This window comes from Reichenbachiella sp. 5M10 (assembly GCF_002742335.1).
In the GTDB taxonomy this organism is placed as follows: Bacteria; Bacteroidota; Bacteroidia; order Cytophagales; family Cyclobacteriaceae; genus Reichenbachiella.
The window spans coordinates 907,971-932,496 of record NZ_MDGR01000007.1 but is presented as its reverse complement, the minus strand read 5'-3'; the positions used below and the strand labels follow the sequence as shown (position 1 = coordinate 932,496).

Below are 24,526 nucleotides of genomic sequence, written 5' to 3'. Positions count from 1 at the left end.
TCTTTTCTATTAAAATCTCATTTTCAATCCGAGGTTCCAAGTAGTCCCTGCTCCATAGTACACGCTAGACGATGCTGCATCATGGTTTGATCCATCATTGGCATCCGATACATATTTGGTATTCGCTACGTTGTAGACGTTACCGTAGAGCGAAGAGTTGAAGCCAGCGATCTCAAAATCATAGGTCAAGTTCAAATCAACCAATCCAAACGCAGGAATCTCCCATGAATCGATGTTGTTACCATCGCTATCCTTTGACTCTCTAGAAGTCGGATCAAACTGCGCATAATATCTCGCTGCATAATTGTAATCCACTCCGAATCTGAGGCCTTTCAACAATTCGTACTGTACTCCGAGAGCTGCTGTAGTCTGCGCCGCATCCGATACGTGTACATCTTTGATGAATATATTGACCGTTTCGATCAAGTTTTGCTCCTCATCGTAAAGATTTACGTTCTCTAGGTCATTTTGCCATCTCCAGTCTCCGATAGAGATCATACCTGTGAATCTCAAACCTGCGTAAGGCTCAAAAACTGCATCGAGTTCTACCCCTTGGTGCAATGCATCTACCCCAAGCAGGTTACCAAATATAACGGTACCATCTGGCTGATTAGAGGTAGCCGTATAGGTTCTGTCTTTCCACTGTGTACGGTAAGCATTCAAGTTCGCATTGAACTTAGAGCTTCTGAAGTTATAGCCTACTTCGTAGCTGATCACCTTTTGGTTCACTGCATCTTCGTTGATATCGTTTTGGAAGTTCAAGAATACCCCGTCAAAGAACGGTGCTCTTTGAAAATATCCGACATTGAAATACACACCGTGGTTATCCGTCAAGTTGTAGTTTGCTCCACCCTTGACACCATAAGCGAAAAAGCTAATCCAATCTGTCTCTTGTTCTGGATCAGAATCCAAGTAGTTGTAATAATCGATACGCTTGTACGAAGTATTCGAAGCATTGACTGTGACAAATGCAGAGAGTTTTTCTTTCTTATATTCTACCTGTCCAAATACTCCACCCCAACCAACGAGACCGTCGTTGTAGTAGCTAAATTTGTCTCCAGTTTTGACCACTTTATTTGGATTATTCTCATCACTACCGTCGATGTAGTAGTCAGCACCCAATAGGTCGGTAACTTCCTGATAGTGCTTACCTTGGTAGAATCTACCGTCCACACCTCCCATGACAGAGAATCCATTTCCGAGATCCTTGGTCAAAGTAGACAAGATACCGTACCACTTGTGATCATTGCGCGAAGCTCTCAAGAAAGCCAAAGCATTGCCATCTACAGTCGCTTCGTTTCTATCTACCAAGTAATCCAAATCGATCGGGCCATAGGTACCGCCTACTCTGTTTTTGACAAAGTCAGGTCCGCCTGTACCTCCACCTCCACCAGAACCAAACGAAGCATAGACAGATGTCGCCAACTCCGTATCCTGATTGATCGTCCAGTAGTGGTTCAATGAAAGTTGTGGTTTGTGGTAGAAGTTATCTTCTACATGTACCACTTGACCATTTTTGTATCCCCAATCCGCATTGTATCGGATACCGTCAGGACTGGCGTCAAACGTAGACAAAGACTGCATGTTTTGTCTCTGACCGTGTCTTTGCAACGCGCCCACTGCGGTAAATACCAACTCGTGCTTTTTATTGATTTTCTTTGCTACGTTCAAGAAGTATGAGTAGCCCAAAAACTCTGTACCTTTGACGAAACCATCGCCTTGAGTTCTTGATCCTGAGAGAGTCACCGCCCAGTTTTTGTCTGTCAAACCAGTCGACAAGGTCAACCCCAGTTTTGAGTAGGCGTTGTTGCCAGTCGCCATGTACAAAGAGCCACCTTGCTCTCTATCTGATGCTTTGGACACGACGTTGATTGTCCCTCCTATAGATGGCACAGCGATCTTAGAAGCTCCCAATCCACGTTGTACCTGTACATTTTGAGCGATATCCATGATCCCTGCCCAGTTCGACCAATACACACGGCCGTTTTCCATATCATTGACCGGCACACCATTGATCAACACCGCTACGTTTTCGTCACTAAATCCACGGACATTGACACGTCCATCACCGAAACCTCCACCAGCTCTGGTTGCATACACTCCTGGTGTTGCTTTCAGAATCTCAGGAAATTCCTGGCTACCAATCTTAGACTCAATCTGCGCTGCTTTGACTGTCGACACAGCAACTGGAGTCTGTCGGTCTACCGCTACGGATGCCAAGACCATCACTTCCTCTAGTCCAATAGATGAAGAGTTCAACGCTACAGGCTCAAGGCGTAGAACAGAATTATTGAGTTCAACTGTTTGCTTTTTTTCGGCATAGCCGACGAAATTGAATAACACGGTATACGAACCGTAATCCAGACCTTCGAGGGTAAACTCGCCCGCTACGTCTGCAACTGCACCTGTACTAGTGCCCTGAATCGTCACGGTCGCTCCTATCAAAGCCTCCCCAGATTCTTCATCAATGACTTGACCTGAGATCGCTCCCGTTTGAGCCCAAGCCGTCATGGATGTTAAACATAATAGTAGTAAAAATGTTTTCTTCATAGTTTAAATGTTGTAGTAGTTTTAAAGAAACAATTTATAAGTTTCTAGGCTATCCGTCGTTGAATAATCCTCCTAAATGTTTCAGTTCGCAATTTTACATATTCATAACTGATAAAACACACCCTAAAAATTACCTCAACGTTAATTTTTTATTAGCAGGATAGATTCCTAATTTTGTCCCGCAATCAGAAGCATACATAGGTGTATTACATTATTACAGACGAACTACTACAACAGAGCTTTGAGAAGGACAAAAATGTCATACTCAAAGCAGCACAAGAGGTTCACTTCACTGAGCTAGCCAACGTGTTCGTTGCGAAAACAATTGAAAAATACACCGACCTATTCAATCCTCTAGGTCTCGTCGATGACACGTACCAAAAAATCATGGATTACCCTTACCACAATCTCGATGAGATCAAAGGCATCTATGACAACCTATGTGTGACCTACAGATACAAAAACAGTGACAATCAGTTGGAAATCATATGGGACGGATCGTCTCAAGAAGAAAAGTATGCCAGCGAATGGAAGAAAACCTTTGAAGAATGGGTCGACACACTGACCAACACCCCTTCTTTTGTCAAAGCTATCCTGCAACTCACCGTATTCAATGACGACCACCGCAATCTGGTTTTCGTGCGCAACTCCGTCAAGGCCATGATCAATGAGCACTTTGAGATCAAAGTCTTGACACGAAAAGGCATCAAAAAGGTAGTAATTCAACAAAAAAGAAAGAAGAAAGTGGCCTAGGCCATGCTAGTAGCGAATCTCGAAGGTATCGTAGGATGGTTCGTATAGCAAATCACTTGCCACTACCTCCTCCACATGCGAAAACTCTGAGCCCGTCCCGCACCAAACCACCAACTCTGCCAAATCAGCAACGTCACCGTGAGCTTCAATCTCTACACTGCCGTCTGGTCGATTCATGACCCATCCTGTCAGGCCGAGTCGCTCAGCTACTTCGTATGTAGAGGCTCTAAAAAACACCCCTTGCACTTTGCCTTTGACGATGATTGATTTCCCTATTTCCATACTTGACATTGGCCTTTACTACCCCTCGGTCAGTGCTTGATCCCACACTCTTTACACATTTTTCGTTTGCCCACAGGTCGCTTCTTGGGTGGGCGCTTGTGACCAAAATACGAAGGGTCGGAGTATTGAGGCTTTTCCATTTCTTTCGCTTGCTTCTTGTACTTCTTCTTATTTTGCTTCATCAACGCCTCATAATCTTTGAGCGCTTGATCCTCTTGCTTACGAAAAACCTGCTTCGCTCCTTTCTTGCTTTGAGAAAACTTCGCCTCTGACGAAGACTTAGACCTCTCCGAATCTCGAGATGTCTGAGCCCTAAGCTCTGTGGTCAATAGGAATAACAAGAAAATACTTACTAGGGTGAAAAGCCTCATATTGAATGATTGATTTTACAAATAAACGAAAAATACACAGATTAGTACCTAGTCTCCCTAGAGAAAAAGGGATTGAAGCAACCTGCCGACTGCTCCTACTAGCTAAAACTTTGCCAGCTTTTCTTTAGTCAGAAAGTTCTTATCATTGCGTACTCAAACTCTAAAATTAAAATTGAATGAAACCCACTTTGCTCATATTGGCAGCCGGTAGAGGCAGCAGATTTGGTGGAGCCAAACAGGTATTCCCTATGGGGCCACATGGTGAAACCATCATGGAATACAGCATATACGATGCACTCAACCATGGCTTTGGCCAAGTCGTACTCGTCATCAACAAAGACGTGGAAGAAGACACCATGAACCTCGTCCACAAAATGGCGGGGGTCAAGGAAAAAATATCCTATGCCTACCAAGACTTGCACACCAGTATGATACCTGCCGAGATACAAGCCAAACGACTCAAACCTTGGGGCACTGCTCATGCCATCATGAGTGCAGAGACACTCATAAACGGTAGCTTCGCAATGATCAATGCCGACGATTTCTATGGCGCTGCAGCCTATCGCACCATGGCAGACTATCTCTCCACTCATCAGCAAGATGACCAATACAGCATGGTAGGCTATGATCTAGAAAACACCCTCTCACTCAACGGCACAGTATCTCGTGGCATATCTATCGGTGATGCAGCGGGCAAACTTAGTTCCATCACAGAGACGCACGGCATCTATGCCAAAGAAGGTAAAATATACTGTCAAGGAAAAGATGGACAAGAAGCAGAAATCACCGAAGGATACGCTTCCATGAACTTCTGGGGCTTCCAAAACAACCTGTTTGAGGAAATGAACCAACAGTTTCAAGTATTCTTGCAACAAACTAAGGACCTCTCCAAAGACGAATTTCAAATCCCTACGGTCATCGATCAAATGATCAAAAAAAACATGATCCAAGTCGATTTGTTGCATTCGGACGCCAAGTGGTTTGGTGTCACATACAAAGAAGACAAGGACCACGCTGCTGCATCGATCCAGCAATCTGTCAAAGCAGGAGATTACCCTTCCCCTCTTTGGGGTTGACAAACCAAGATTTCGACATAAGAAGGGCCAATAGTCAAACTATGGCCCCTTCTTATGTCGTATAGATAATGGCTAAAACCGCCCTATTTTCATCATGAGTGTATAATTCCAATCGTCAAACTCATCATGTTCTGTACCAATCAGACGCAGATCCTGCGTAAACCGCTTAGAGACAGCAAAATTTAACCGGAAGGCTCGCGACAAATTCAACTCCACAGCAGCTCCTGGCTCCACATACCAAAAAACATCATCATCGAGTAGGTCACCACTATTGAGATCGCTATACATATCCGGCACATAGCCTAACCACCCCGCACCAGCAGACACTGGAAACGTCACATGTATCACTTGATTGGAGAGCACTATTGGCTCCAAAATAATCCCACCATATCCTCCGACAAGGTTGACCTGAGACACGCCAAGGTTAGGGATACTGTTGTACTCGCTCGTAGGGATCACTCCCCAAATATCTGCGCCGAAAGCTAGTGCTCGATTGATCACCCATGCACCACGAACCCCCAGCATGGCCAATGACTCTTTGTTGAATGAAGAGATCTTGACGCCTACCCCACCATATCCTCCACCCTGATTTTTAGAACCCGAAATCGTTCGAATTTCATCCTTCTTCTCCATTTTATCTTCTTTTTCAGCCGACTCTCCTTCTTCTTTGGGCTCTTCGGTCTGATAGTACTGTACCACTATGGCCTCCTGCGAGGCAGTATCTGCTACGACCGATTCTGGCACAACAGCTACTTCCTCCACGGCCGGGGCAGTCTGAACAGGTTTTACAGGTTCGGGTTGCACTTCTTGCACCTGAGCAGTAGACACCGTATCACTTTTCACATCAATTTGCTGAAAATAAGAAGCGAAAGAAGCAGGTAAACCCAAAACAAAAAGTACGGCGGTTAGTAGTAGATGATTTTTCATAGATATGTGAAAATTGAAACAATAAATTGACCTAAAGACATGCAACTAACGTTTAGGTTTCCTGTTCGTATAATATTTAACAAATTAATTCACTCATCCTTGTTTACAGAAAAAATCCAACTAGTTTTGCAGCGGCAAATCGATACGACCAGCTCCTATCGAACTCCCCCAGGGCCGGAAGGAAGCAAGGGTAGGTAGTCGTAGCGGTGCGATATTGGTTTGCCACTTTTCTTTCAGATACTACACCCCTTCTGAATGCACATCATCAAAATCAAAGGCAAGGCAAAAATTCCGGATTATATCCAACTCAGGGATGAAGATTTTGTACTAATTGCCTATTTTCGTGCAGATCGCCCACTCAAAAAACTTGAAAAATACGGTCTAGAAGGCAAGGAGGAGCAATTGAAGCAGATCATAGACACCCTTGCCTACGGAAAGATTCAACTTTTAAACCTCTAAGTATGGAAATAGATAGTCGCCCGGTAGTAGAAGTCAGTGAAGCTGACATCAAACAAGAAAACCACACAGTACTCAGCGGCATCAATTTCAAAATAGAAAAAGGAGAATTCGTCTACCTCATTGGCCGTACTGGTAGTGGCAAGTCATCGCTCATGAAAACTCTCTATGCTGACCTTGGGTTCGATACGGGGGCAATCGAAGTAGCGGGACACAACCTCTCTAAAATCAAAGCCAACAAAGTCCCCTACCTGCGTAGAAAAATCGGAATCATCTTTCAAGACTTTCAATTGTTTCCTGATCGTACGGTTACCGAAAACTTGATCTTTGTCATGAAGGCAACTGGCTGGAAAGACCGCATCAAAATGAAAGGAAGGTTGGCCGAAGTACTCATGCGCGTAGGACTAGGCGCCGCTGCAGACAAGATGCCACACCAGCTATCAGGAGGAGAACAACAGCGTGTCGTCATCGCCCGTGCGCTACTCAACGAACCAGTCATACTCTTTGCTGATGAGCCTACAGGCAACCTGGATCCCGAGGTATCCAGTGGGATTTTCAAGTTGTTTACCGAGATCAACCGAAGTGGCACAGCCATCATGATGGCTACTCACAACCACAAATTCATCGATGATCATCCAGCACGTATACTCAAATGTGAAGAAGGCAAACTACTCGACTCAGCCAAGGATGAGTTCAACTGGAACAGCCACTACTAATTACCTCAGTTCTATATTGCCATAGCTAGTCTCAACCCTGACTTCCCCACCCTTTCCGCTTCCAATGCTTCCTTTGTACTCCGATCTCGCATCAGAGTGATCACGGTACGATGCATTCATCTTGGTACTCGAATAGTCAATATCACCAAACTTAACCCGTGCCTCAAAAGTACCGTTGGCCCCTTCGTCGAACCCCAACTCGAAACTAGTGAACTTCCCTTGAAGTTCAATGCGCTGAAAATCATGAGCGATGTGTTCGACCTCAAAACTACTTGAGTAAGATGCTTCCATAACCATCTCTATCCCCAAGGATTCGATGGTCATATCAGAAAAACCAACATAGCCCTTGATCCCATCCACACTTTGGATATCTACCTCACCGTACTTACTTGTCAGGTCCATAGTCTTGACACGACCAATCTCCACGTCCGAAAACCCCTGCTCCATCCTCACTACACCCAATTGCTCAAACGACACATCCGAATACTTGATCTCTAGATCGCCCTTCGCTACATACTTGAACTCTCCATTGCCAAATGACACTTTTACCTTCGCATCCCCATTGAGCTTCTCTACTTTCACGTCTCCGTAGCGGATCTCCAACGCTACGTCCCCCTCTCGATCCGATACGTAGGCATTCCCAAAACTATTTTTGAGTTGAAGAGGGTTGATTCGTGGCATACTGACCATATAGTTGATCTCAAAACTCTCAGAACTACGACTCGTTAGCTTACCATCTATTTCTGTTTTGAATGAAATCTCATCGCTACTCTCGTCGATCTCGATCTCGATCATATCAAGGAGCTCCATAGCTCTCTCCTCATTTTTGCGCCGTGCAATTACCTCCACTTTCACATCGATCGTATGACCACTGGTCGAATTGACATGCACCTTCCCAAAACTATTTTCTATATTGAGTTTCACAAAGTCCTTGACCGTGTACGTCTTTTGTATTCTACGGACCTTTTCCACATTATTCTTTGCATGAGTTTCTGCCCCCACAAAGAGCACAAAAACCAACAGAATTACTTTATATTGTGATATTTTCATCGTTTTCGTATTTAATCAGCTGATCCAAAATCTTCAATTGCTTATTTAGAATCTCGACTCTTAGTTGAAGATTGCGAATCATCGCATGTATCAATTTCTCATTGTTCTGGTTTTTGGCCAGATCTTTTTTCAATTCGGCGTACATCAGATCTAGATCATCCAAATCATCTAGCAGTTGCTCATCCATCACATCAGATTGACTCATCACCAAACGTATCTCAGCCTTTCGCTCCTGAATGAGTGCGGTATAATATCTCTCGACCTCCTGTATATCTTCTTGCTCCACCTCGACTGGACCCGCCACATCGATCGGCTGTTTCAAACTACGCTCTACAAGAAGCCCTAAGGTCACACAAACAAAAACTACCGCAGCAGCCTGCCAAACCCAGGCATATTTCTTGAGAGGAATCGACTCGGCATTTCGTTTCTCCATGTCTCCTGCGATCCTGTCCCACAAGTCAGATCGTGGCTCTAAGTCATCGAAATCATTCCGATGCTCTACAACCCATTTTTCCAGTCTATCTTTCATAGTTGTACATCGTTTTTAGTATTTCTCTCAATTTGTCTTTGGCACGTTTATACTGTGACTTGCTCGTTGACTCGGTCACATCCAATATTTGAGCAATTTCCTTGTGATCATAGCCTTCGAGCAAGTACAAAGAAAACACCACTCGAAACCCATCAGGCAGTTGAGCTATCGCTGCTTTGATCTGTTCCAAACTGAGACCATCCCATACCTCTGATGTCTCCTCAGCCAAATCCTCCTCGATTTCATTCGTACCGTACAATTCCTTTCGCTTTTTGAGGACATTGAGTGCCCCATTTACAACAATCCGTTTGAGCCATGAACCAAACGAAGCATCTCCTCTGAATTGATCTATACCACTGAATGCCTTGACGAAAGCCTCCTGCACCACATCTTCTGCCTCAGCAAGATCATAGACAATACGGTAGCTTGTATTGAGCATGGCTTTGGCATACAGCTGATAGATCCGATGTTGCGCTGACCGCTCTTGTCTACGCACACCTTCTATCAGTTCAAAATGGAGCTCCCTATGATGATTAGTTTCCTTCAAAAAGTTTCGAAATTCTATACCAATGACCAGACAAAATCGAAAGAGTTGCATTAGGCCAAACAATTCTGACTTTTTCTTTCAAATGATAAAGTACACACGATTTTTTACTAATTTGATCAAAATTGAATCTAACCTCTCCCGACATGAGAAGACAGTTTATCGCTTTTTCTATTTTATCGCTTGTAGCCGTAGGCATTACCTATTATTTGTATTGGCCTCCAATCCTTTGGTCGTTGATAGTGATCCTCCCACTGATCCTCCAAGGCATCTACGATTTGTTTCAACACAAACACACTTTGAGAAGAAATTTCCCCGTCTTAGGTGTTGGGCGTTATTTGATGGAAGACCTTCGTCCCAAAATCTACCAATACTTCATTGAATCAGAAACAGACGGTACACCTATCAATAGGATGTTTCGATCGATCGTCTACCAGCGAGCCAAGGGAGCACTCTCTACCAACCCTTTTGGGACCAAAATCAACGTATACCAAACAGGATACGAATGGGCCAATCACTCCATCATGGCTCTCAATCACGAAGACTTAGATCCACACCCACGTACACTCGTGGGTGGACCAGATTGCAAACAACCATACAGTGCGAGTATATTCAACATCTCGGCAATGAGCTTTGGTGCATTGAGTAAAAACGCCATCTTGGCCCTCAATGGAGGAGCAAGCAAAGGAGGGTTCGCGCACAACACAGGCGAGGGCAGCATCAGCTCCTACCACCTCAAGTATGGTGGAGATCTCATCTGGCAGATTGGCACAGGGCATTTTGGTTGCCGCAACGAAGACGGTTCGTTCAACGGAGAGAAATTCAGAGAAAAAGCTCTCCTCAACAATGTCAAGATGATTGAAATCAAGCTATCCCAAGGTGCCAAACCCGGACATGGAGGTATACTCCCTGCTGAAAAAAACACCCCGGAGATTGCAGAGATACGAGGTGTAGAGCCCTACACTCGAGTCGACTCCCCTCCTACACACAAGGAATTCACCAATGTAGAAGAAATGATGTTCTTCATCCAAAAACTACGAGACTTGTCTGATGGCAAACCCATAGGCTTCAAACTTTGCGTCGGCAACAAACTAGAGTTTACAGACATCTGCATCGCCATGCAAAACACAGGCATCAAACCAGATTTCATCACAGTCGATGGCGGAGAAGGAGGCACAGGAGCGGCCCCACTAGAATTTTCTAACAGCATTGGGATGCCATTGCGAGATGGGTTGGCATTTGTACATGACGCACTACAAGGATACGATCTCCGCAAAGACATCAAGCTCTTTGCATCAGGCAAGATACTGACAGGATTCCACATGTTTAGGTTGTTTGCACTCGGAGCAGATGCGTGCTACAGTGCACGAGGCATGATGCTCTCACTAGGCTGTATTCAGGCCCTTGAGTGCCACAGCAACAATTGCCCAACGGGTATTGCTACTCAGAAAAACCACTTGATCAAAGGACTAGATGTAGAAGACAAAATCAACCGTACAGCCAAGTTTCATAGCGAGACAGTCAAGAGTTTTGTCGAATTCATGGGGGCAACAGGTGTCAACTCAACGCATAAAATCAAAAGACACCATGTCTATCGACGTGTCTCTCAAGATAAAATCAAAACTTACGCTGAGATTTACCCTCAAGTCAAGATAGGTGAATTTGTTTGATTCAGTCTGTTTTCTATACATCAGACAGCTGAATTTCTAAAGCCAGTGATTTGAAAAAAGTTATTGTTTTCTATCCAAACCAACTTTGGCAGGAGTATTGCATAGCTCTGACCAACACCTATTCATCCAGATATGAAATCAATAAAAAAACAAGTGAAATTCGTGATCAGTTTTGTTTTCTACATCCTGTTTCTGAGTTTTTTGGGGTGCAAGGAAAACCTCCTCACCTACAACCCTTTCTCCAAGCCCAACACCTTCGCTAAAGCGGACTAAAAGGAACAAAAACATATCGTCCCCCCTTTGGGTAAATATCTTGACCTGCTGGCAAATATAGAAACCCGGTGCTCTTGCCTAAATTGGCCAAGTCACCTGACCCATTTCCTCCTTGAGGATGAGCCAACATTTCTCCATTGACCATCTTCATCGTCACTTGTAGAAAATACCCCAAATCAGGTTTGAATGTCACCTCCTCAGTCAGCGTGGCAAAAGGAAAATCTCTCCCCAGTCCCAGTAATCGACGCATCCAAGGCAGAAAATACACTTCGAAACACATCATCGCAGATATCGGATTGCCTGGAAAAGCAAACACCGAAACTCCCTCCTGTATTCCATACCAAAATGGCTTACCAGGCCTCTGCGCTACCTTGTGAAATTTCTTCTCCACACCTAACTCCTCAAGTATCTCTGGCAAGTAATCTGCCTTGCCTTTAGATACTCCTCCACTCAATAATAGGACATCGAACCCCTTCAAAATCCCTGGTAACCGCTCCCTCAATTCCTCCTTGTTATCGGTGAGGTGATACGTCATACACTCAATCCCCAAGTGTCTCAATACCGCCTCTATCATCACCACATTGGACTTCCGTATTTGATAAGCTTTCGGTTCTTCTCCCACCTCTACGAGTTCGTCTCCGGTAGAAATCACTGCTATTCTGGGATATGTATGAACCTCTACTCGCTGACAACCGACAGTAGCCAATAGGGCTAGAGTACCTGTATGAATTGGCTGGCCACCCTTCATGAGAAGTTCGCCCATATACTGATCACTTCCTTGACGATGTACATTCTTCCATTGGAAAGCCGCTTCGTCCTGGACCCTGGCTATTTTCTTCCCCTCCAAGGTGACAAACTCTACATCTTCGTAGCGAATGACCACATCACCTGTCCTATCCAACATCGCACCAGTCATGATTTCTATACAGAGGTTGCTCCCCACTAGTGCCATCGGCTCTTCCCCAGCATACTGCGTACCGATCACCTCATACTCCCGCTGCCCAGCTTGATAATCCTCATAACGGATAGCAACTCCATCCATCGTCACTCGATCAAATGGAGGAAAATCTCGATCAGCATACACATCCTGAGCCAGCACTCTACCCAAACTTTCCGATAATGGAACCGACTCTTGCCCCCATTGCACGGCTTGCACAGCAATAATATTTCTAGCTTCTTCGACACTAATCATCCGATGATATTATAATTTTGATGCTAAAATTAACACTTCTCCCCCTTGTAATCATGGATACCAAAGGACTTTCGCACATCGATGACCACAACGCCCCTGCCATGGTCAATGTCTCCGAAAAACAAATCACCCTACGTACAGCCACCGCCAGATCGATCGTCACAGTATCTGATGAAATCCTATCTCAAATCGATGATCAAGGCGATATCCAGTCCAAAAAAGGCTCCGTGTTTCATACCGCCATCATCGCAGGTACTATGGCTGCAAAAAAAACCGGAGAACTCATCCCTCTCTGCCACCCGATTGGCATGGATGGCTGTGATCTTGTCATTGAGATTAAAAACAAAGAAATCGTCATCCTATGTACCTGCAGTGTAAAGGCCAAAACAGGGATCGAGATGGAAGCGCTAACAGGTGCTAGTGTCGCTGCGCTCACGATCTACGACATGTGCAAAGCCCTCTCTCACGACATAGTTATCAAAGAAACACGACTCATCTCCAAAACTGGGGGCAAAAAAGATTTTCAGCACCATGAGTAAAAAACATCAAAAACACGCCAAAATCACCAAACCTAAGCTAGGTGTATATGCAAGAACCGAACTATCGCTCCTAGGCACCCCCTGTGGAGCAATAAAAAATATCGTAGCGCACCTCCACCACGTACTCTCTCCAACATCAAACATCGCCTATGTCGATGCAGATCACCACAATGCCGACGAAGAGACTCCTCTCGCTAAGAGCAACTTGTCTACTGGCAATCAATTGGCATTCACAGACAAAATAGGCTACCACCAAATCGAAACCCTCGCTCTACTTAACCCTTGGACACAGAAAGAAATCTTCAAAGACCAAGACCTAGTTCTAGTGAACGGCAACCACTTCGAGGCAGCCTGTCAAATTCTCATCATTGATTCACGCAAGTCCCTCGAAAAAAAACTCCACAAACTGACAGACGTCCGTGCCATCATATTTCAAAAAGGAGAACACGTCATCCCAGATTACCTACTCAAACACAACCCTAACCTTCCAAACCTTCCTGCTTTTGATGTGGAGAACCTTACAGCTTTGGCAGAATGGGTCAAAAATTTTGTAGCCCAAAACAGCCCCGTATTGCATGGTTTGGTACTATCAGGGGGCAAAAGCGAACGTATGCAACGTGACAAAAGTCTCATTGACTATCACGGCAAGAGCCAAAAACAACACATGTACCAACTACTCCACCCGTACACCGACAAGACCTACTATGCCATCCGAGAAGACCAAGCGGCAGACACTGAAAGTATCCAAGACAGTTTTACGGGGTTAGGGCCATATGGGGCAATTTTATCGGCTTTTCGGGAGCATCCTGACGCAGCCTGGCTTGTGACAGCTTGTGATCAACCCTTCCTCACCGAAGAAATCATCCAGCAACTCATCACCCGAAGAAACACCTCCAAAGTCGCTACCGCCTTCTACAACCCAGACACGGACTTTCCAGAGCCTCTCGTTACGATATGGGAACCCAAAGCCTATACATACATGCTGGCTTTTTTGGCTCAGGGCTACTCTTGCCCAAGAAAAGTACTGATCAATACGGATATCGAATTGGTCCATTTAAAAGACGCCTCCGTCTTACGGAATGTAAATACGCCTGAAGAATACCAACAAGCCATCCATGAACTAAAATAAAGAAATCAAGGGTGTGCGGCAACCCAAACATCACCATCTTCAAACACCTCTCTTTTCCAGATGGGAACCGTCTTTTTGAGTTCGTCAATGATAAATTTGCACGCAAGGAAAGCATCCTCACGGTGAGGCGTAGATACAGCGATTGCCACTGCTTTGTCTCCTATCTCCACGACCCCTACACGATGTACCACCGCATATTTAAGGATAGACCATCGTGACGAAGCACGGTCTACAATCTTTTGTAGTTCTTTGAGAGCCATCGGTTCATAGGCTTCAAAATCCAACTTGACAACCTTCTTTCCATCGGTATTGTTGCGGGTTGTACCCACAAACACGTCGATTGCCCCTGCTTGGTCATCCTCCACTTGCTCCATGAGCCAAGCCACATCTATTTTCTGCGCTGTAATTTGAATCATTTCACCCTCCACTTACTGGTGGTATAATCGCCAGTTCATCCCCTTCTTTGACGACATAATCGTCCGGTACATAACTTTCATTGACCGCCACTAGCATGGACGACAATTTGGCTAAATCATTGTAGCGCTGCATCAACTCAGCCACTACAGTCCCTACGGTCTGTCCCGTGGCTAGATCTAGATCCAGCGTACGTGTCCCGAGTATATCCCGAGCGATCCCAAAAGCCAAAACACTTACTCTCATTTGTATAGATTTGACTCCAAAGATAACAGGTCTAATTAGAGTACAAACACAATTAAAAACTAGATTTGATTCATAGAAGGTCAAAGAAGAAGTAATTTTGAGAATGAAATTGAGAATACTAAACAATTCCATTCGACTCAGACTCAGCCAGACCGAAGTAGACACCTTCGCAGAGACTGGTCAGGTCAGCGCGCAAACCCACTTTGGCACACAGACGCTCACCTATACCCTCTCTAGGGCAGAAGTTAATGACGTCCAAGCAAGTCTTTCACACAACGAAATAACAGTCGCAGTACCTATACACATCGCTGACAAATGGCTGTCACCAGAAGAAGTTGGCTTTGATAATGAGGGTCAAACCGAAACAAGTGTATTGGTGGAAAAAGACTTTCAGTGTTTGCACAAAAGGCCCAACGAAGACGAGTCAGACAGTTTTCCTAACCCTCTCGCTACACACTAGATATATCCAGATGTCAGCTAGCAGCCAAACAAGACTCACCGATCAATGGGGCAGACAAATGGACTACCTCCGCATCGCTGTGACCGATCGTTGCAATCTTCGCTGCTTCTACTGTATGCCAGCAGAGGGGATACAGTACCTTCCCAAAAAGGAACTTTTGACCTACGAAGAGATTCTAAGGCTCACACGACTCTCTGCGGAACTTGGAGTGACCAAAGTACGCATTACTGGAGGAGAACCATTTCTCCGAAAGGATCTCACAAGCCTACTCCACAACATCAAAAACACCGAAGGGATCCAATCTCTCAACCTCACTACCAATGGGGTATTGACTCTTCCTTACCTCGACGAATTACAAGAAATTGGTATAGATCACGTCAACTTAAGTCTTGACAGTTTAGACAGAGATAACTTTCGTCGAATCACGAGACGTGACGAATACGATCGTGTGCTTGACACCCTCCATGGTCTCATCCACCGGGGAATCAAAACCAAAATCAACATGGTCGTGATGCAAGGCAAAAACACGCACGAAATCATAGACATGGCAGCACTGACTCGTGAGCATGACATCAGTGTACGATTCATTGAGGAGATGCCCTTCAACGGATCAACCGACATGCAGAACACCTGGACGGCCACACAAATCCTACAAGAACTCAGTACTCGTTTTGGTACACTGACCCCCATCGTCACTGATGCCAATGCCCCCTCTACAGACTACCTCATCGACGACCATCTTGGCAAAGTAGGTATCATTGCTGCATTTAGCCGCTCCTTTTGTGGGACTTGCAACCGTCTAAGATTGACCGCTACTGGCTCCATCAAAAACTGTCTCTACGATGAGGGAGTGTTGGACATCAAAAACTTGATACGCAGTGGCTATTCGGACGAACAGTTAAAAAACGCCCTAGTATCAACTGTCAAGCATAAGGAAAAAAATGGATTTTTGGCAGAAGCCAAAAGAAAAAAGGGCGGACAAATCACCGAATCTATGTCGACGATTGGAGGTTGATCTAAACCTTTGGACACTTCATCCTTATACCCAACCTCATACGAAGTAGGATATTAAAATACTTTTCGAATTGAAATCATTGCTTCGTTCTCCATGGGCACGAACCTTTTCTCCTCATATTGATAAAACTTCACTCCGATCACTAGCACGGTGGCAGCATTTTGAGACAATGGCCCGCTCTCCATCAACCTCAACTGAGAAGTCATCGGCTGGGTGGAGGTTTTGAGTATCGGCAACATTGGTGACTGGAAACTCCCTCGCTTGCCATCTGCATTTGGAGAAATCATTTCGAAAGCATCTGATTTGCGCATATAGTCCGATACAGAAACGAGCCGTGCCGCTATTTTAAAATTCGTCGCACCTTCAGGCACTTCTATATCATTGTTGGGTACAAAAGAAGGGATATGAAAAATCGCATGTCCCTTATGGGATCCTGCCTTGATGCAAAGCTTGATGTTGACATGCTCGTCAAAAGACTTCTCGTCGTTCAAATCAAAGCCTACCAAGTCTTCCGAAATATGCGCCAGAGACAACTTACTCGATTCGTCAAATGCACCGTTGATTTTAGACGCCAGTTTTTTGGTATTGTAGGCACTCGTCATGGTTGCCAACTCAGCCCCCAACCCTTGATGGATGGTCTGACTCAAGTGAGTAGCTAGGGCAAACTTATTTTTAAAACTTAGCCTATCTACCTCTACTTGGGGCGACACTTCCGATGTGGGTTTAGAAGTCACATTGGGAGTAGAACTGACCGACCCCAATCCCTCTGAGTATAAGTATGTGCTGCGTAATTCTAAGTTTGTAGGCATAGCTGAATTCTCAATTTTTCGTGCTTCGACTCTCTGTCAAAAGAATAATTATATTTCTCAATGAGTGAATATATAAATTTAATTCAAGAACACAACACGAAACACCTTAATACCAGCACTTTATAGGTGTTTACATTATCAAATTACGCAAATACCCTATACGTTTTCAACACACCTGCGATATCGCATAAAAACAACTGATTCATGAAATACTACAATTTCAAACTCTCCCTCAAATATGCAGCAACCTTTTTCACTCCAGTCGTGGCTTTCTCTGGGTACAAGTATAGGTTGTCCGATGCGGGCAATGGAGGCATGTTTGGATCAATCACAAACTTAGGCACCTCCGCACCCACATAGTTTATCAATCCGGCAGCAGGATAGACTGCCAGCGATGTGCCCACCACGATGAATACATCAGCAGTCATTGCTTCTCTCACGGCCTCTTCCATCATAGGCACCATCTCTCCAAACCAAACAATGTGTGGTCTGAGTTGAGAACCTTTATCACAGCGATCTCCGAGATTCATCTCCCAACCGTCCAGATCATATACCAAAGACTCGTCAATGGTACTCCGTACCTTGAACAATTCACCATGCAGGTGAATCACCTGACTCGATCCAGCCTTCTCATGTAGATTGTCCACATTTTGTGTGACTACTACCACTTCATAATCCTGTTCCAGCTGTGCCAACTCGAGGTGTCCGGCATTGGGTTGAGCTGCCAAAGCTTGTTTTCTTCTTTGGTTGTAAAAATCTAGTACCAAAGCTCTATCCTTCTTCCACCCTGCAGGAGAAGCAACTTCCATCACGTCATGTCCCTCCCATAATCCATCAGCATCTCGAAAGGTACGTATCCCGCTTTCGGCACTGATCCCTGCCCCAGATAACACTACTATTTTTTTCATAGAATATTAAAATAAGATCGACCTATGCAACTAACAAAACGTTACTATATTTATGTGAAATCGCACTTTTTCCATTCTCAAAGTGCCTACCAAAAGTACACTTATAATATGTCTAATTCCGTATTCATCTCTACCATAGAGCCCAATTCAGGAAAATCACTGATTTCGCTGGGGCTTATGGAACTTCTCCTTCGCAAATCAGATAAAATTGGGTATTTCCGCCCCATCATCAAGGCCAAGCCAAACAGAAAAGACAGTCATACTGATTTGATTCTTTCGTATTTCAACCTAACCCAAACCTACGAAGACACTTATGTATTTTCTAGCGAGGAAGTCAATACGATGCTGGGATCAGGACAAATGGAACAGGTCATTGACAAGATCATCGATCAATACAAGAAAATCGAGAAAGATTTTGACTTCATACTGGTAGAGGGAACGGATTTCGTAGGTGAGAATATTGCCTTTGAGTTCGAACTCAATGCTGCCATCGCCAAAAACCTCGGCAGCCCAGTACTCATCGTCTCGTCCGGGCAAGACAAGACCCCCACTGACGCGACGAGCACACTCAAATATGCCCTAGACTCGTTTGAGGTAGAGGAGTGCGAGGTGATCGGTGCAATCATCAATAGGGTGAAAGAAGAAGAACACGACGCTTTCAAAACCGTACTCAAGAAAAAGCTAGGAGGTACTGGCAAAAACAAAGAACTCGCCGTAATCCCCAACAACATACTCCTGAGCAGTCCAAGCGTCGCAGAAGTCGCCGAACAACTCAATGCCAAGATACTCTTCGGAGAAGACATCATCCACCAAAAAAGCGTCTACCGCTATTCGGTTGCTGGCATGACATTGGCCAACTACTTGACCTTTATCACTGAAAATTGTGCTGTCATCGCCTCTGCCGATAGAGCGGAGATCATCATGGGCTCACTACAAGCCCACCTCTCCGACACTTATCCCAACATCTCTGCCCTCATACTTACCGGAGGGTTCGATTTGCCCGAATCCATCTACAAATTACTCAAAGGGCTCAATACTTCGGTCCCAATCCTAAAAGTCAGCCCGAATACCTTCCAAACAGCCATTCACCTCAATGATGTCAAATCCAATCTCAGTGTAAAGAACCCTGACAAAATCAAATTGGCTCTTAAATACTTCAACGATCAAATCGATGCGACCAATTTAGAAACCAAAATCATAGACTTTAGACCTAGAGGCATGACGCCAAAGATGTTTAAGTACACGCTCAACCAAAAGGCCCGTACCAAAAAAATGCATATCGTATTGCCAGAAGGCAATGACGACCGCATCCTCAAAGCAACAGAAATGCTACAAACCCTTGACCTGGTACAGTTGACCCTGCTCTACCGAGATCCAGAGCAGGTCATCCAAAAAATAAAGGAAGCTTCTCTCAACATCGATTTGGACAAAGTCAATATCGTAGCACCTGCTTCTTCACCGAAATTTGCCCAATATGTCAAGCAGCTCTATGCATACCGCCAAGCAAAGGGATTGACCCTAGCTGCAGCGGAGGACCTCATGAATGACGTTTCGTACTTTGGTACGATGATGGTCCAACTCGGTGATGCCGACGGCATGGTCTCTGGAGCCGTCAACACGACGCAGCACACCATTCGTCCCGCCTTGCAATTCGTCAAAACCAAGCCCGGCATCAAGGTAGTTTCTTCAGTGTTTTTCATGTGTCTCGACAACCGAGTCCTGGTCTATGGAGACTGTGCAGTCAACCCCAACCCAACGGCCGAACAACTCGCAGAGATTGCTATCTCTTCGGCGCAAACAGCCAAGGCTTTCGGAGTAGAACCAAAAATCGCCATGCTATCGTACTCTTCTGGAGCATCTGGCAAGGGGGAGGAAGTTGAAAAAGTCCGTCATGCTACCGCTATCGCCAAAGAAATGGCTCCTGACCTACTCATCGAAGGCCCCATCCAGTACGATGCGGCGGTCGACCCTGTAGTAGGTAAGAAAAAAATGCCCGATTCACAAGTAGCCGGGCAAGCCACGGTACTTATCTTCCCAGATCTCAACACTGGCAACAACACCTATAAAGCTGTACAACGTGAAACAGGCGCCATAGCCATTGGCCCTGTCCTACAAGGTCTCAACAAACCCGTCAATGACTTGAGTAGGGGCTGCACGGTCGAAGACATTGTCAACACGGTCGTCATCACAGCGATACAATCACAAATGAAATAAATCACTCAAGCTACTGCCACTAGAAGGTGGAGCTGATGACTATAAATAACACACGAATGAAAGTATTGGTTTTAAATTCGGGAAGTTCATCCCTCAAGTATCAACTGTTTGAAATGCCTGAGGGCAAAGTACTTTGTGCTGGGCTAGTCGAAAAGATTGGAGAATCCACTGGAAAACTCGAACTCCAAATCGACGACAATCGTATCGAAATCAACGAACCCTTTGCCGACCACAAAGTCGCCCTCCACAAAGTTGCGCAACTCCTCACAGACCCGCAATATCAAATCCTCAACTCAGCATCAGAGATAGAAGCCGTTGGTCACCGAGTAGTACATGGTGGCGAACGATTCAGCGCGACCACATTGATCACTCCCGAGGTAAAAACAAACATCCAAGATCTATTTTCGTTGGCACCTCTCCACAATCCCGCCAACTTGCAAGGAATCGAAGTAGCAGAAAAGGTATTTGCAGAAGCCAAACAATACGCAGTCTTTGACACGGCATTTCACTCATCGATCCCTGAGCATGCTTATCGGTTTGCCATCCCCAAGGAGCTCTATAGCAAATACGGCACCCGTGTCTATGGATTTCACGGTACTTCGCACCGCTATGTAGCCAACCAAGCCATCAAGCATCTCGGACTCATCAACCAAGACAGTAAAATCATCACAGTCCACTTGGGCAATGGGTGCAGCATCGCTGCGGTCAAAAACGGCCAAAGTATCGACACATCGATGGGCTTGGGACCTCTATCAGGGCTGATCATGGGGACAAGATCTGGAGATATCGATCCATCGGTTCTGTTTTACCTACTCGAACAAGGGTATGAAATCGAACAGATCAAAACAATACTCAACAAACAAAGCGGCATGAAAGGGCTCACTGGAGATAATGATCTTCGAAACATCAATACCCGTGCACTAGAAGGCGACCTAGATGCCCAACTCGCTCTAGACATGTATAGCTACCGTATCAAAAAATACATCGGTGCCTACATGGCTGCCTTGGGAGGGGTAGACGCCATCGTTTTCACAGCTGGTGTAGGCGAAAATGATGCCGCTACACGAGCTAAATCATGTGCAGGGATGCACGGCTTTGGTATAGAAATTGATTCTGTAGCTAACGAAACAAGAAAAAAGGGAATCAGAGAAATTCAGCATGGAAAAGTCAAAATACTCGTGATACCGACAGACGAAGAGTATGAGATTGCCCGCCAGAGTTACAACCTCATACTCGGCAAGTCGCCGTATTGACACAAACATATTGACTACAGTCAAAGCATGAAATCTCTGATTTTGATTATATTACTTTAAACCGATTGAAAGATGACACACTTCAGAACAGAACTCTTCATAGACGAGAATCCAGATAAAATAGCCTACAAATCAAAAATCCTATCCATTGGATCCGGATTTACGCGGACGATTACAGATCCTCTATTAAAGTACAATTTCAATGTCCTAAACAACCCATACGGCACAATCTACAATCCTATTTCGATATTTAACCTACTCCGGATGACTATCAACAATAGTGAAGTAGATCAATCATTGGTCACTGAGAGTGAAGGGTTTTGGAGTCACTACGACTTCCACCCCAAAACCAAAGCAGGGACACGTGCCGAGTTGATCAATGGTCTACAAGACAAAGTAGAAACCACACACGAATACCTCAAAAACACAGACTACCTCGTAATCACACTGGGGTCAGCCTTCGTCTATCGACTCAACTCCAACAATCGCATAGTTGCCAACTGTCACCGTGTCGAACGAAACGAGTTTAGCAAGGACCTGCTCACCCCACAAGCGATCGTAGATGGCTTTCGGACCGTCTACAAATCCCTCAACAACGTCAAGAACATTATCTTGGTCGTGAGCCCCGTACAGCACACCAAAGATTCGCTGACACTCAATGCCGTCAGCAAGTCTGTTTTGCGTTTGGCTTGTCACATGATCATGAGTGAATTTGCCTACGTCAAGTACTTCCCTGCGTACGAATTCCTATTGAGTGATCTGAGGGATTATCGTTTCTATCAAAAGGACTTGATTCACCCCAATGAATTGGCTACCGATTACATCTTCAAGAAATTCGTAGAGAGTTACATCCATCCGGACATCAAAGACGATATCTTGTCAATCGAAGATTTGCTGAGTGACATGCATCATGCTCCTTACAATCCGCAAAGCAAAGAGTATCAAAAAAGTCTCAAAGATGTCATGACACGCATCGACGGACTGACGGATAAAATGGACCTTTCAGAGCTCCTAGAAAGCCTCAAGGATCGAATGATTTAATGTAGACATAAAAAACCCCTGTTTATCACTATGCTAAACAGGGGTTTTAATCTCAATCTTATTCTCGGCTCGAGTTTGGTACTATTTCGACCCAAACTCGGTCCATCCAAGTGCTGCACCACCTAAGACTGCTGCATTCTTATCCATCAAGGCTGAAGGCCTCAAGTCTACCATGTTTTTGAATGGTTTGAACATCTTCTCCTCCATGTAATGTTTGGCAGGGTCAATCAAGTATTCGCCTGCCTTCACCAACCCTCCAAACAAGAAAATTGTCTTCGGGCTAGTGTGCAGTACCGTATCGGCTAACTTCTGACCAAGAATTTTCCCCGTGTATTCGAAGGCTTTGATCGCGATGTAGTCATGATTTTTGGCTGCCTCAGTGATGACACGCCCGTCGATTTCGTTGTACGGCACGTCACGAAGGACACTCGGGCGAGTATAATCCGCCATCAATTTGGACACAGTACGCTTGATCCCTGTCGCAGACACGTAAGTTTCCAAGCACCCCTTGCGCCCACAAGCACAATGACGACCGTCAGGATTGACACTGACGTGACCAATCTCTCCTGCCATCCCAGAGTAACCATAGACCAACTTGCCATCCACGACGATTCCGCTACCCAACCCTGTACCAAGGGTAAACACCACAAAATCTTTCATGCCTCGAGCTCCTCCAAATAGCATTTCACCAAGAGCAGCAGCATTGGCATCATTGGTCAACGCCACTGGAATCTTAAACTTCTCCTCGAAGAGCTCTTTGAACTCCACAATTTCCCCCCAATTCAGATTCGGAGCATGCTCGATTGTCCCCTTATAGTAGTTGCCATTTGGTGCACCTACCCCAGCACCGATCACGTGATGATCCGCTATCAGAGTAGCAATATGACTGTGCAACAAGTCCAAAAATGCATTGATATCAGCGTCTGCCTGTGTTGGAAAATGCCCTTCATGTAGGATATTTCCTTCCCGATCTACAAGACCAAACTTGGTATTTGTTCCACCAATGTCAATTCCCAGTACGTATTCAGCCATATTATTCTTATTTTTAGCTGCCAAAAATAGATCACGAATGAAAAGAAATGGAATAATGCTGTTCTTTTTTAGATCCTAACCGAAAAAAAATGCCCATCATCACAAGCTCTACTTATGGAAATTTCTTACCTCAACTGAGAAATGGACACTTGGAGACAATCCTACCGAGTTTGCTTCGCAAAATAGAAGGGATACACTACGAACGAGAGCGCATCGGGACACCAGATGACGATTTTCTAGATCTAGACTGGCTCAAAAACAATTCCAACCGATTGGTCATCCTCTCTCATGGACTCGAAGGGAACACCACACGACACTATATCAAGAGTGCCGCGGCGTATTTTCATCAGCGAGGATACGACGTACTGGCTTGGAACTACCGCAGTTGCAGTGAAGAAATGAACCGCAACCTCCGACTCTACCATCATGGCGTCACTGACGATCTGGAAACCGTCATCAATCATGCTATTGATACACGCTGCTACAAACGCATCGGGCTCATTGGCTATTCTATGGGCGGCAGTACGACTCTCAAATACCTTGGTGAAAACGGTGTAAACACCCCCAAGCACATCGTCGCTTCTGCCGTATTTTCTGTCCCCTGCAACCTCTGGAACAGTGCCCATCAGCTCACTTTTATGCGAAACTCATTTTACAAGAAACGATTTTTGAGAAAACTCATCGCGAAAGTCAAACGAAAACACGCGCAATACCCAGACCAGATCAACATCGACGGCATAGATAAAATCAACTCATTTGGCGTATTTGACGAGGTGTATACCGCTCCGATACACGGTTTCCGCAATGCACGACACTTCTACAAGACGGCCAGTTCGGACCTACACTACGCCAGTATCAAGACTCCCTCTCTCATCGTCAATGCCATCAATGACCCCATGCTCGGGGAGAGTTGCTACCCTTATGCTGCTTGTCGACAAAATTCCTTTTTGACCTTAGAGACCCCTCGCTGCGGAGGACATGTAGGCTTTAGCCTTCGCGGCAAAGACTATAGTTGGATGGACGTACGTGCATTTGAATACATCAACAGCTTCATGACAGAGTGGTCGCTACATTAGT

28 protein-coding genes and 1 other RNA gene are annotated in these 24,526 nt (G+C 45.1%); 16 read left to right on the top strand and 13 right to left on the bottom strand.

Annotated features, from left to right (window positions below):
- Positions 1 to 9: 9 nt before the first annotated feature.
- Positions 10 to 2,550, bottom strand: a complete 2,541-nt coding sequence (locus BFP72_RS03945; RefSeq protein WP_099597884.1) for a TonB-dependent receptor — start codon at positions 2,548 to 2,550, stop codon at positions 10 to 12.
- Between the two features lie 201 nt (positions 2,551 to 2,751).
- Here BFP72_RS03945 and BFP72_RS03940 point away from each other — a divergent pair, with 201 nt between their 5' ends.
- Positions 2,752 to 3,303: a hypothetical protein gene (locus tag BFP72_RS03940; protein WP_099597883.1), complete on the top strand. Its 552-nt coding sequence runs from the start codon at positions 2,752 to 2,754 to the stop codon at positions 3,301 to 3,303.
- Positions 3,304 to 3,309: 6 nt separating this feature from the next.
- On the opposite strand, the gene BFP72_RS03935 is transcribed toward BFP72_RS03940, so the two are convergent.
- Both BFP72_RS03935 and BFP72_RS03930 read right to left on the bottom strand, forming a co-directional pair.
- The gene (locus tag BFP72_RS03935) at positions 3,310 to 3,585 is read right to left on the bottom strand and encodes an acylphosphatase (protein ID WP_099597881.1); all 276 of its coding nucleotides are present in this window, start codon (positions 3,583 to 3,585) and stop codon (positions 3,310 to 3,312) included.
- Between the two features lie 29 nt (positions 3,586 to 3,614).
- Positions 3,615 to 3,926, bottom strand: a complete 312-nt coding sequence (locus tag BFP72_RS03930) for a hypothetical protein (protein ID WP_143519928.1) — start codon at positions 3,924 to 3,926, stop codon at positions 3,615 to 3,617.
- A 206-nt stretch (positions 3,927 to 4,132) separates the two neighbouring features.
- Here BFP72_RS03930 and BFP72_RS03925 point away from each other — a divergent pair, with 206 nt between their 5' ends.
- Positions 4,133 to 5,032 carry a sugar phosphate nucleotidyltransferase gene (locus BFP72_RS03925; RefSeq protein ID WP_099597879.1) on the top strand — a complete coding sequence of 300 codons (900 nt, stop codon included), beginning with the start codon at positions 4,133 to 4,135 and terminating at the stop codon, positions 5,030 to 5,032.
- 72 nt (positions 5,033 to 5,104) lie between these two features.
- Here the strand turns inward: BFP72_RS03925 and BFP72_RS03920 are convergent, their stop codons facing one another.
- Positions 5,105 to 5,959: a hypothetical protein gene (locus BFP72_RS03920; RefSeq protein ID WP_099597877.1), complete on the bottom strand. Its 855-nt coding sequence runs from the start codon at positions 5,957 to 5,959 to the stop codon at positions 5,105 to 5,107.
- Positions 5,960 to 6,090: 131 nt separating this feature from the next.
- Between BFP72_RS03920 and ffs the strand changes: the two genes are divergently transcribed.
- The 3 genes from ffs to BFP72_RS03905 all read left to right on the top strand — a co-directional run bounded on the left by ffs (position 6,091) and on the right by BFP72_RS03905 (position 7,131).
- Positions 6,091 to 6,188, top strand: an RNA gene (gene ffs / locus BFP72_RS03915) — signal recognition particle sRNA small type.
- Between the two features lie 26 nt (positions 6,189 to 6,214).
- Entirely contained in the window at positions 6,215 to 6,418 is a 204-nt protein-coding gene (locus BFP72_RS03910; RefSeq protein WP_099597876.1) for a fructose-6-phosphate aldolase, read from the top strand.
- Positions 6,419 to 6,420: 2 nt separating this feature from the next.
- A complete protein-coding gene (locus BFP72_RS03905) occupies positions 6,421 to 7,131 on the top strand; it encodes a cell division ATP-binding protein FtsE (RefSeq protein ID WP_099597875.1) in 711 nt (236 codons plus the stop codon).
- Here the strand turns inward: BFP72_RS03905 and BFP72_RS03900 are convergent, their stop codons facing one another.
- From BFP72_RS03900 to BFP72_RS03890, 3 genes are read right to left on the bottom strand one after another with little or no spacing between them, the layout of a single operon-like run.
- Entirely contained in the window at positions 7,132 to 8,181 is a 1,050-nt protein-coding gene (locus BFP72_RS03900; protein WP_099597873.1) for a hypothetical protein, read from the bottom strand.
- Positions 8,162 to 8,710 (bottom strand): hypothetical protein, encoded by a 549-nt coding sequence (locus tag BFP72_RS03895; RefSeq protein ID WP_099597872.1) that lies wholly within the window; start codon positions 8,708 to 8,710, stop codon positions 8,162 to 8,164. The genes BFP72_RS03900 and BFP72_RS03895 overlap by 20 nt, the downstream gene beginning before the upstream one ends.
- The gene (locus BFP72_RS03890; protein WP_255397152.1) at positions 8,700 to 9,257 is read right to left on the bottom strand and encodes an RNA polymerase sigma factor; all 558 of its coding nucleotides are present in this window, start codon (positions 9,255 to 9,257) and stop codon (positions 8,700 to 8,702) included. The genes BFP72_RS03895 and BFP72_RS03890 overlap by 11 nt, the downstream gene beginning before the upstream one ends.
- Positions 9,258 to 9,400: 143 nt before the next feature.
- Here BFP72_RS03890 and BFP72_RS03885 point away from each other — a divergent pair, with 143 nt between their 5' ends.
- Together BFP72_RS03885 and BFP72_RS19110 are read left to right on the top strand one after the other, a co-directional pair.
- Positions 9,401 to 10,924, top strand: a complete 1,524-nt coding sequence (locus BFP72_RS03885) for an FMN-binding glutamate synthase family protein (protein ID WP_099597868.1) — start codon at positions 9,401 to 9,403, stop codon at positions 10,922 to 10,924.
- A 132-nt stretch (positions 10,925 to 11,056) separates the two neighbouring features.
- The gene (locus BFP72_RS19110) at positions 11,057 to 11,197 is read left to right on the top strand and encodes a hypothetical protein (RefSeq protein ID WP_158233267.1); all 141 of its coding nucleotides are present in this window, start codon (positions 11,057 to 11,059) and stop codon (positions 11,195 to 11,197) included.
- Here the strand turns inward: BFP72_RS19110 and BFP72_RS03880 are convergent.
- A complete protein-coding gene (locus tag BFP72_RS03880; protein ID WP_099597867.1) occupies positions 11,184 to 12,389 on the bottom strand; it encodes a molybdopterin molybdotransferase MoeA in 1,206 nt (401 codons plus the stop codon). The two genes, BFP72_RS19110 and BFP72_RS03880, sit on opposite strands and share 14 nt — an antisense overlap.
- A gap of 20 nt (positions 12,390 to 12,409) precedes the next feature.
- Here BFP72_RS03880 and moaC point away from each other — a divergent pair, with 20 nt between their 5' ends.
- Together moaC and BFP72_RS03870 are read left to right on the top strand one after the other, a co-directional pair.
- On the top strand, positions 12,410 to 12,928 hold the full coding sequence (gene moaC / locus BFP72_RS03875) for a cyclic pyranopterin monophosphate synthase MoaC (RefSeq protein ID WP_255397151.1): 519 nt from the start codon (positions 12,410 to 12,412) through the stop codon (positions 12,926 to 12,928).
- Positions 12,921 to 14,057, top strand: coding sequence for an NTP transferase domain-containing protein (locus tag BFP72_RS03870; protein WP_099597864.1), 1,137 nt, complete (start codon positions 12,921 to 12,923; stop codon positions 14,055 to 14,057). The genes moaC and BFP72_RS03870 overlap by 8 nt, the downstream gene beginning before the upstream one ends.
- A 5-nt stretch (positions 14,058 to 14,062) precedes the next feature.
- Here BFP72_RS03870 and BFP72_RS03865 read toward each other — a convergent pair whose 3' ends face one another.
- Together BFP72_RS03865 and moaD are read right to left on the bottom strand one after the other, a co-directional pair.
- Complete coding sequence (locus tag BFP72_RS03865) at positions 14,063 to 14,473, bottom strand: molybdenum cofactor biosynthesis protein MoaE (protein WP_099597862.1); 411 nt, start codon at positions 14,471 to 14,473, stop codon at positions 14,063 to 14,065.
- Between the two features lies 1 nt (position 14,474).
- On the bottom strand, positions 14,475 to 14,717 hold the full coding sequence (gene moaD / locus BFP72_RS03860) for a molybdopterin converting factor subunit 1 (RefSeq protein ID WP_099597861.1): 243 nt from the start codon (positions 14,715 to 14,717) through the stop codon (positions 14,475 to 14,477).
- A 103-nt stretch (positions 14,718 to 14,820) separates the two neighbouring features.
- On the opposite strand from moaD, the gene BFP72_RS03855 reads away from it, so the two are divergent.
- Together BFP72_RS03855 and moaA are read left to right on the top strand one after the other, a co-directional pair.
- Positions 14,821 to 15,177, top strand: coding sequence for a hypothetical protein (locus BFP72_RS03855; protein WP_099597859.1), 357 nt, complete (start codon positions 14,821 to 14,823; stop codon positions 15,175 to 15,177).
- Between the two features lie 10 nt (positions 15,178 to 15,187).
- Positions 15,188 to 16,192: a GTP 3',8-cyclase MoaA gene (moaA, locus tag BFP72_RS03850; RefSeq protein WP_099597858.1), complete on the top strand. Its 1,005-nt coding sequence runs from the start codon at positions 15,188 to 15,190 to the stop codon at positions 16,190 to 16,192.
- Positions 16,193 to 16,245: 53 nt separating this feature from the next.
- On the opposite strand, the gene BFP72_RS19430 is transcribed toward moaA, so the two are convergent.
- Complete coding sequence (locus tag BFP72_RS19430; protein WP_369824010.1) at positions 16,246 to 16,503, bottom strand: hypothetical protein; 258 nt, start codon at positions 16,501 to 16,503, stop codon at positions 16,246 to 16,248.
- 93 nt (positions 16,504 to 16,596) lie between these two features.
- Here BFP72_RS19430 and BFP72_RS19425 point away from each other — a divergent pair, with 93 nt between their 5' ends.
- Positions 16,597 to 16,851, top strand: a complete 255-nt coding sequence (locus BFP72_RS19425) for a GxxExxY protein (RefSeq protein WP_369824009.1) — start codon at positions 16,597 to 16,599, stop codon at positions 16,849 to 16,851.
- Positions 16,852 to 17,213: 362 nt separating this feature from the next.
- On the opposite strand, the gene BFP72_RS03840 is transcribed toward BFP72_RS19425, so the two are convergent.
- Positions 17,214 to 17,909 carry an NAD-dependent deacylase gene (locus BFP72_RS03840; RefSeq protein ID WP_099597855.1) on the bottom strand — a complete coding sequence of 232 codons (696 nt, stop codon included), beginning with the start codon at positions 17,907 to 17,909 and terminating at the stop codon, positions 17,214 to 17,216.
- Positions 17,910 to 18,017: 108 nt separating this feature from the next.
- Here BFP72_RS03840 and pta point away from each other — a divergent pair, with 108 nt between their 5' ends.
- The 3 genes from pta (at position 18,018) to BFP72_RS03825 (ending at position 22,417) form a co-directional block, all read left to right on the top strand.
- Positions 18,018 to 20,123 (top strand): phosphate acetyltransferase, encoded by a 2,106-nt coding sequence (gene pta / locus BFP72_RS03835; protein WP_099600677.1) that lies wholly within the window; start codon positions 18,018 to 18,020, stop codon positions 20,121 to 20,123.
- A gap of 56 nt (positions 20,124 to 20,179) precedes the next feature.
- On the top strand, positions 20,180 to 21,376 hold the full coding sequence (locus BFP72_RS03830; RefSeq protein WP_099597854.1) for an acetate/propionate family kinase: 1,197 nt from the start codon (positions 20,180 to 20,182) through the stop codon (positions 21,374 to 21,376).
- A 72-nt stretch (positions 21,377 to 21,448) separates the two neighbouring features.
- Positions 21,449 to 22,417 (top strand): GSCFA domain-containing protein, encoded by a 969-nt coding sequence (locus BFP72_RS03825; RefSeq protein ID WP_099597852.1) that lies wholly within the window; start codon positions 21,449 to 21,451, stop codon positions 22,415 to 22,417.
- 81 nt (positions 22,418 to 22,498) lie between these two features.
- Here BFP72_RS03825 and BFP72_RS03820 read toward each other — a convergent pair whose 3' ends face one another.
- Positions 22,499 to 23,449 (bottom strand): ROK family protein, encoded by a 951-nt coding sequence (locus BFP72_RS03820; RefSeq protein WP_099597850.1) that lies wholly within the window; start codon positions 23,447 to 23,449, stop codon positions 22,499 to 22,501.
- 89 nt (positions 23,450 to 23,538) lie between these two features.
- Between BFP72_RS03820 and BFP72_RS03815 the strand changes: the two genes are divergently transcribed.
- Positions 23,539 to 24,525 (top strand): YheT family hydrolase, encoded by a 987-nt coding sequence (locus tag BFP72_RS03815; protein WP_099597848.1) that lies wholly within the window; start codon positions 23,539 to 23,541, stop codon positions 24,523 to 24,525.
- The last annotated feature ends 1 nt before the right edge of the window (position 24,526 follow it).

What these genes read in the sequence shown, in the direction of transcription:
- BFP72_RS03945 (WP_099597884.1), bottom strand. Translation starts at nt 2,550, where the DNA reads ATGAAGAAAACATTTTTACTACTATTATGTTTAACATCCATGACGGCT.
- BFP72_RS03935 (WP_099597881.1), bottom strand. Translation starts at nt 3,585, where the DNA reads ATGGAAATAGGGAAATCAATCATCGTCAAAGGCAAAGTGCAAGGGGTG.
- BFP72_RS03925 (WP_099597879.1), top strand. Translation starts at nt 4,133, where the DNA reads ATGAAACCCACTTTGCTCATATTGGCAGCCGGTAGAGGCAGCAGATTT.
- BFP72_RS03920 (WP_099597877.1), bottom strand. Translation starts at nt 5,959, where the DNA reads ATGAAAAATCATCTACTACTAACCGCCGTACTTTTTGTTTTGGGTTTA.
- BFP72_RS03910 (WP_099597876.1), top strand. Translation starts at nt 6,215, where the DNA reads ATGCACATCATCAAAATCAAAGGCAAGGCAAAAATTCCGGATTATATC.
- BFP72_RS03905 (WP_099597875.1), top strand. Translation starts at nt 6,421, where the DNA reads ATGGAAATAGATAGTCGCCCGGTAGTAGAAGTCAGTGAAGCTGACATC.
- BFP72_RS03900 (WP_099597873.1), bottom strand. Translation starts at nt 8,181, where the DNA reads ATGAAAATATCACAATATAAAGTAATTCTGTTGGTTTTTGTGCTCTTT.
- BFP72_RS03895 (WP_099597872.1), bottom strand. Translation starts at nt 8,710, where the DNA reads ATGAAAGATAGACTGGAAAAATGGGTTGTAGAGCATCGGAATGATTTC.
- BFP72_RS03885 (WP_099597868.1), top strand. Translation starts at nt 9,401, where the DNA reads ATGAGAAGACAGTTTATCGCTTTTTCTATTTTATCGCTTGTAGCCGTA.
- BFP72_RS19110 (WP_158233267.1), top strand. Translation starts at nt 11,057, where the DNA reads ATGAAATCAATAAAAAAACAAGTGAAATTCGTGATCAGTTTTGTTTTC.
- BFP72_RS03880 (WP_099597867.1), bottom strand. Translation starts at nt 12,389, where the DNA reads ATGATTAGTGTCGAAGAAGCTAGAAATATTATTGCTGTGCAAGCCGTG.
- moaC (WP_255397151.1), top strand. Translation starts at nt 12,410, where the DNA reads ATGCTAAAATTAACACTTCTCCCCCTTGTAATCATGGATACCAAAGGA.
- BFP72_RS03870 (WP_099597864.1), top strand. Translation starts at nt 12,921, where the DNA reads ATGAGTAAAAAACATCAAAAACACGCCAAAATCACCAAACCTAAGCTA.
- BFP72_RS03865 (WP_099597862.1), bottom strand. Translation starts at nt 14,473, where the DNA reads ATGATTCAAATTACAGCGCAGAAAATAGATGTGGCTTGGCTCATGGAG.
- moaD (WP_099597861.1), bottom strand. Translation starts at nt 14,717, where the DNA reads ATGAGAGTAAGTGTTTTGGCTTTTGGGATCGCTCGGGATATACTCGGG.
- BFP72_RS03855 (WP_099597859.1), top strand. Translation starts at nt 14,821, where the DNA reads ATGAAATTGAGAATACTAAACAATTCCATTCGACTCAGACTCAGCCAG.
- moaA (WP_099597858.1), top strand. Translation starts at nt 15,188, where the DNA reads ATGTCAGCTAGCAGCCAAACAAGACTCACCGATCAATGGGGCAGACAA.
- BFP72_RS19430 (WP_369824010.1), bottom strand. Translation starts at nt 16,503, where the DNA reads ATGCGCAAATCAGATGCTTTCGAAATGATTTCTCCAAATGCAGATGGC.
- BFP72_RS19425 (WP_369824009.1), top strand. Translation starts at nt 16,597, where the DNA reads ATGAAAAATCGCATGTCCCTTATGGGATCCTGCCTTGATGCAAAGCTT.
- BFP72_RS03840 (WP_099597855.1), bottom strand. Translation starts at nt 17,909, where the DNA reads ATGAAAAAAATAGTAGTGTTATCTGGGGCAGGGATCAGTGCCGAAAGC.
- pta (WP_099600677.1), top strand. Translation starts at nt 18,018, where the DNA reads ATGTCTAATTCCGTATTCATCTCTACCATAGAGCCCAATTCAGGAAAA.
- BFP72_RS03830 (WP_099597854.1), top strand. Translation starts at nt 20,180, where the DNA reads ATGAAAGTATTGGTTTTAAATTCGGGAAGTTCATCCCTCAAGTATCAA.
- BFP72_RS03825 (WP_099597852.1), top strand. Translation starts at nt 21,449, where the DNA reads ATGACACACTTCAGAACAGAACTCTTCATAGACGAGAATCCAGATAAA.
- BFP72_RS03820 (WP_099597850.1), bottom strand. Translation starts at nt 23,449, where the DNA reads ATGGCTGAATACGTACTGGGAATTGACATTGGTGGAACAAATACCAAG.
- BFP72_RS03815 (WP_099597848.1), top strand. Translation starts at nt 23,539, where the DNA reads ATGCCCATCATCACAAGCTCTACTTATGGAAATTTCTTACCTCAACTG.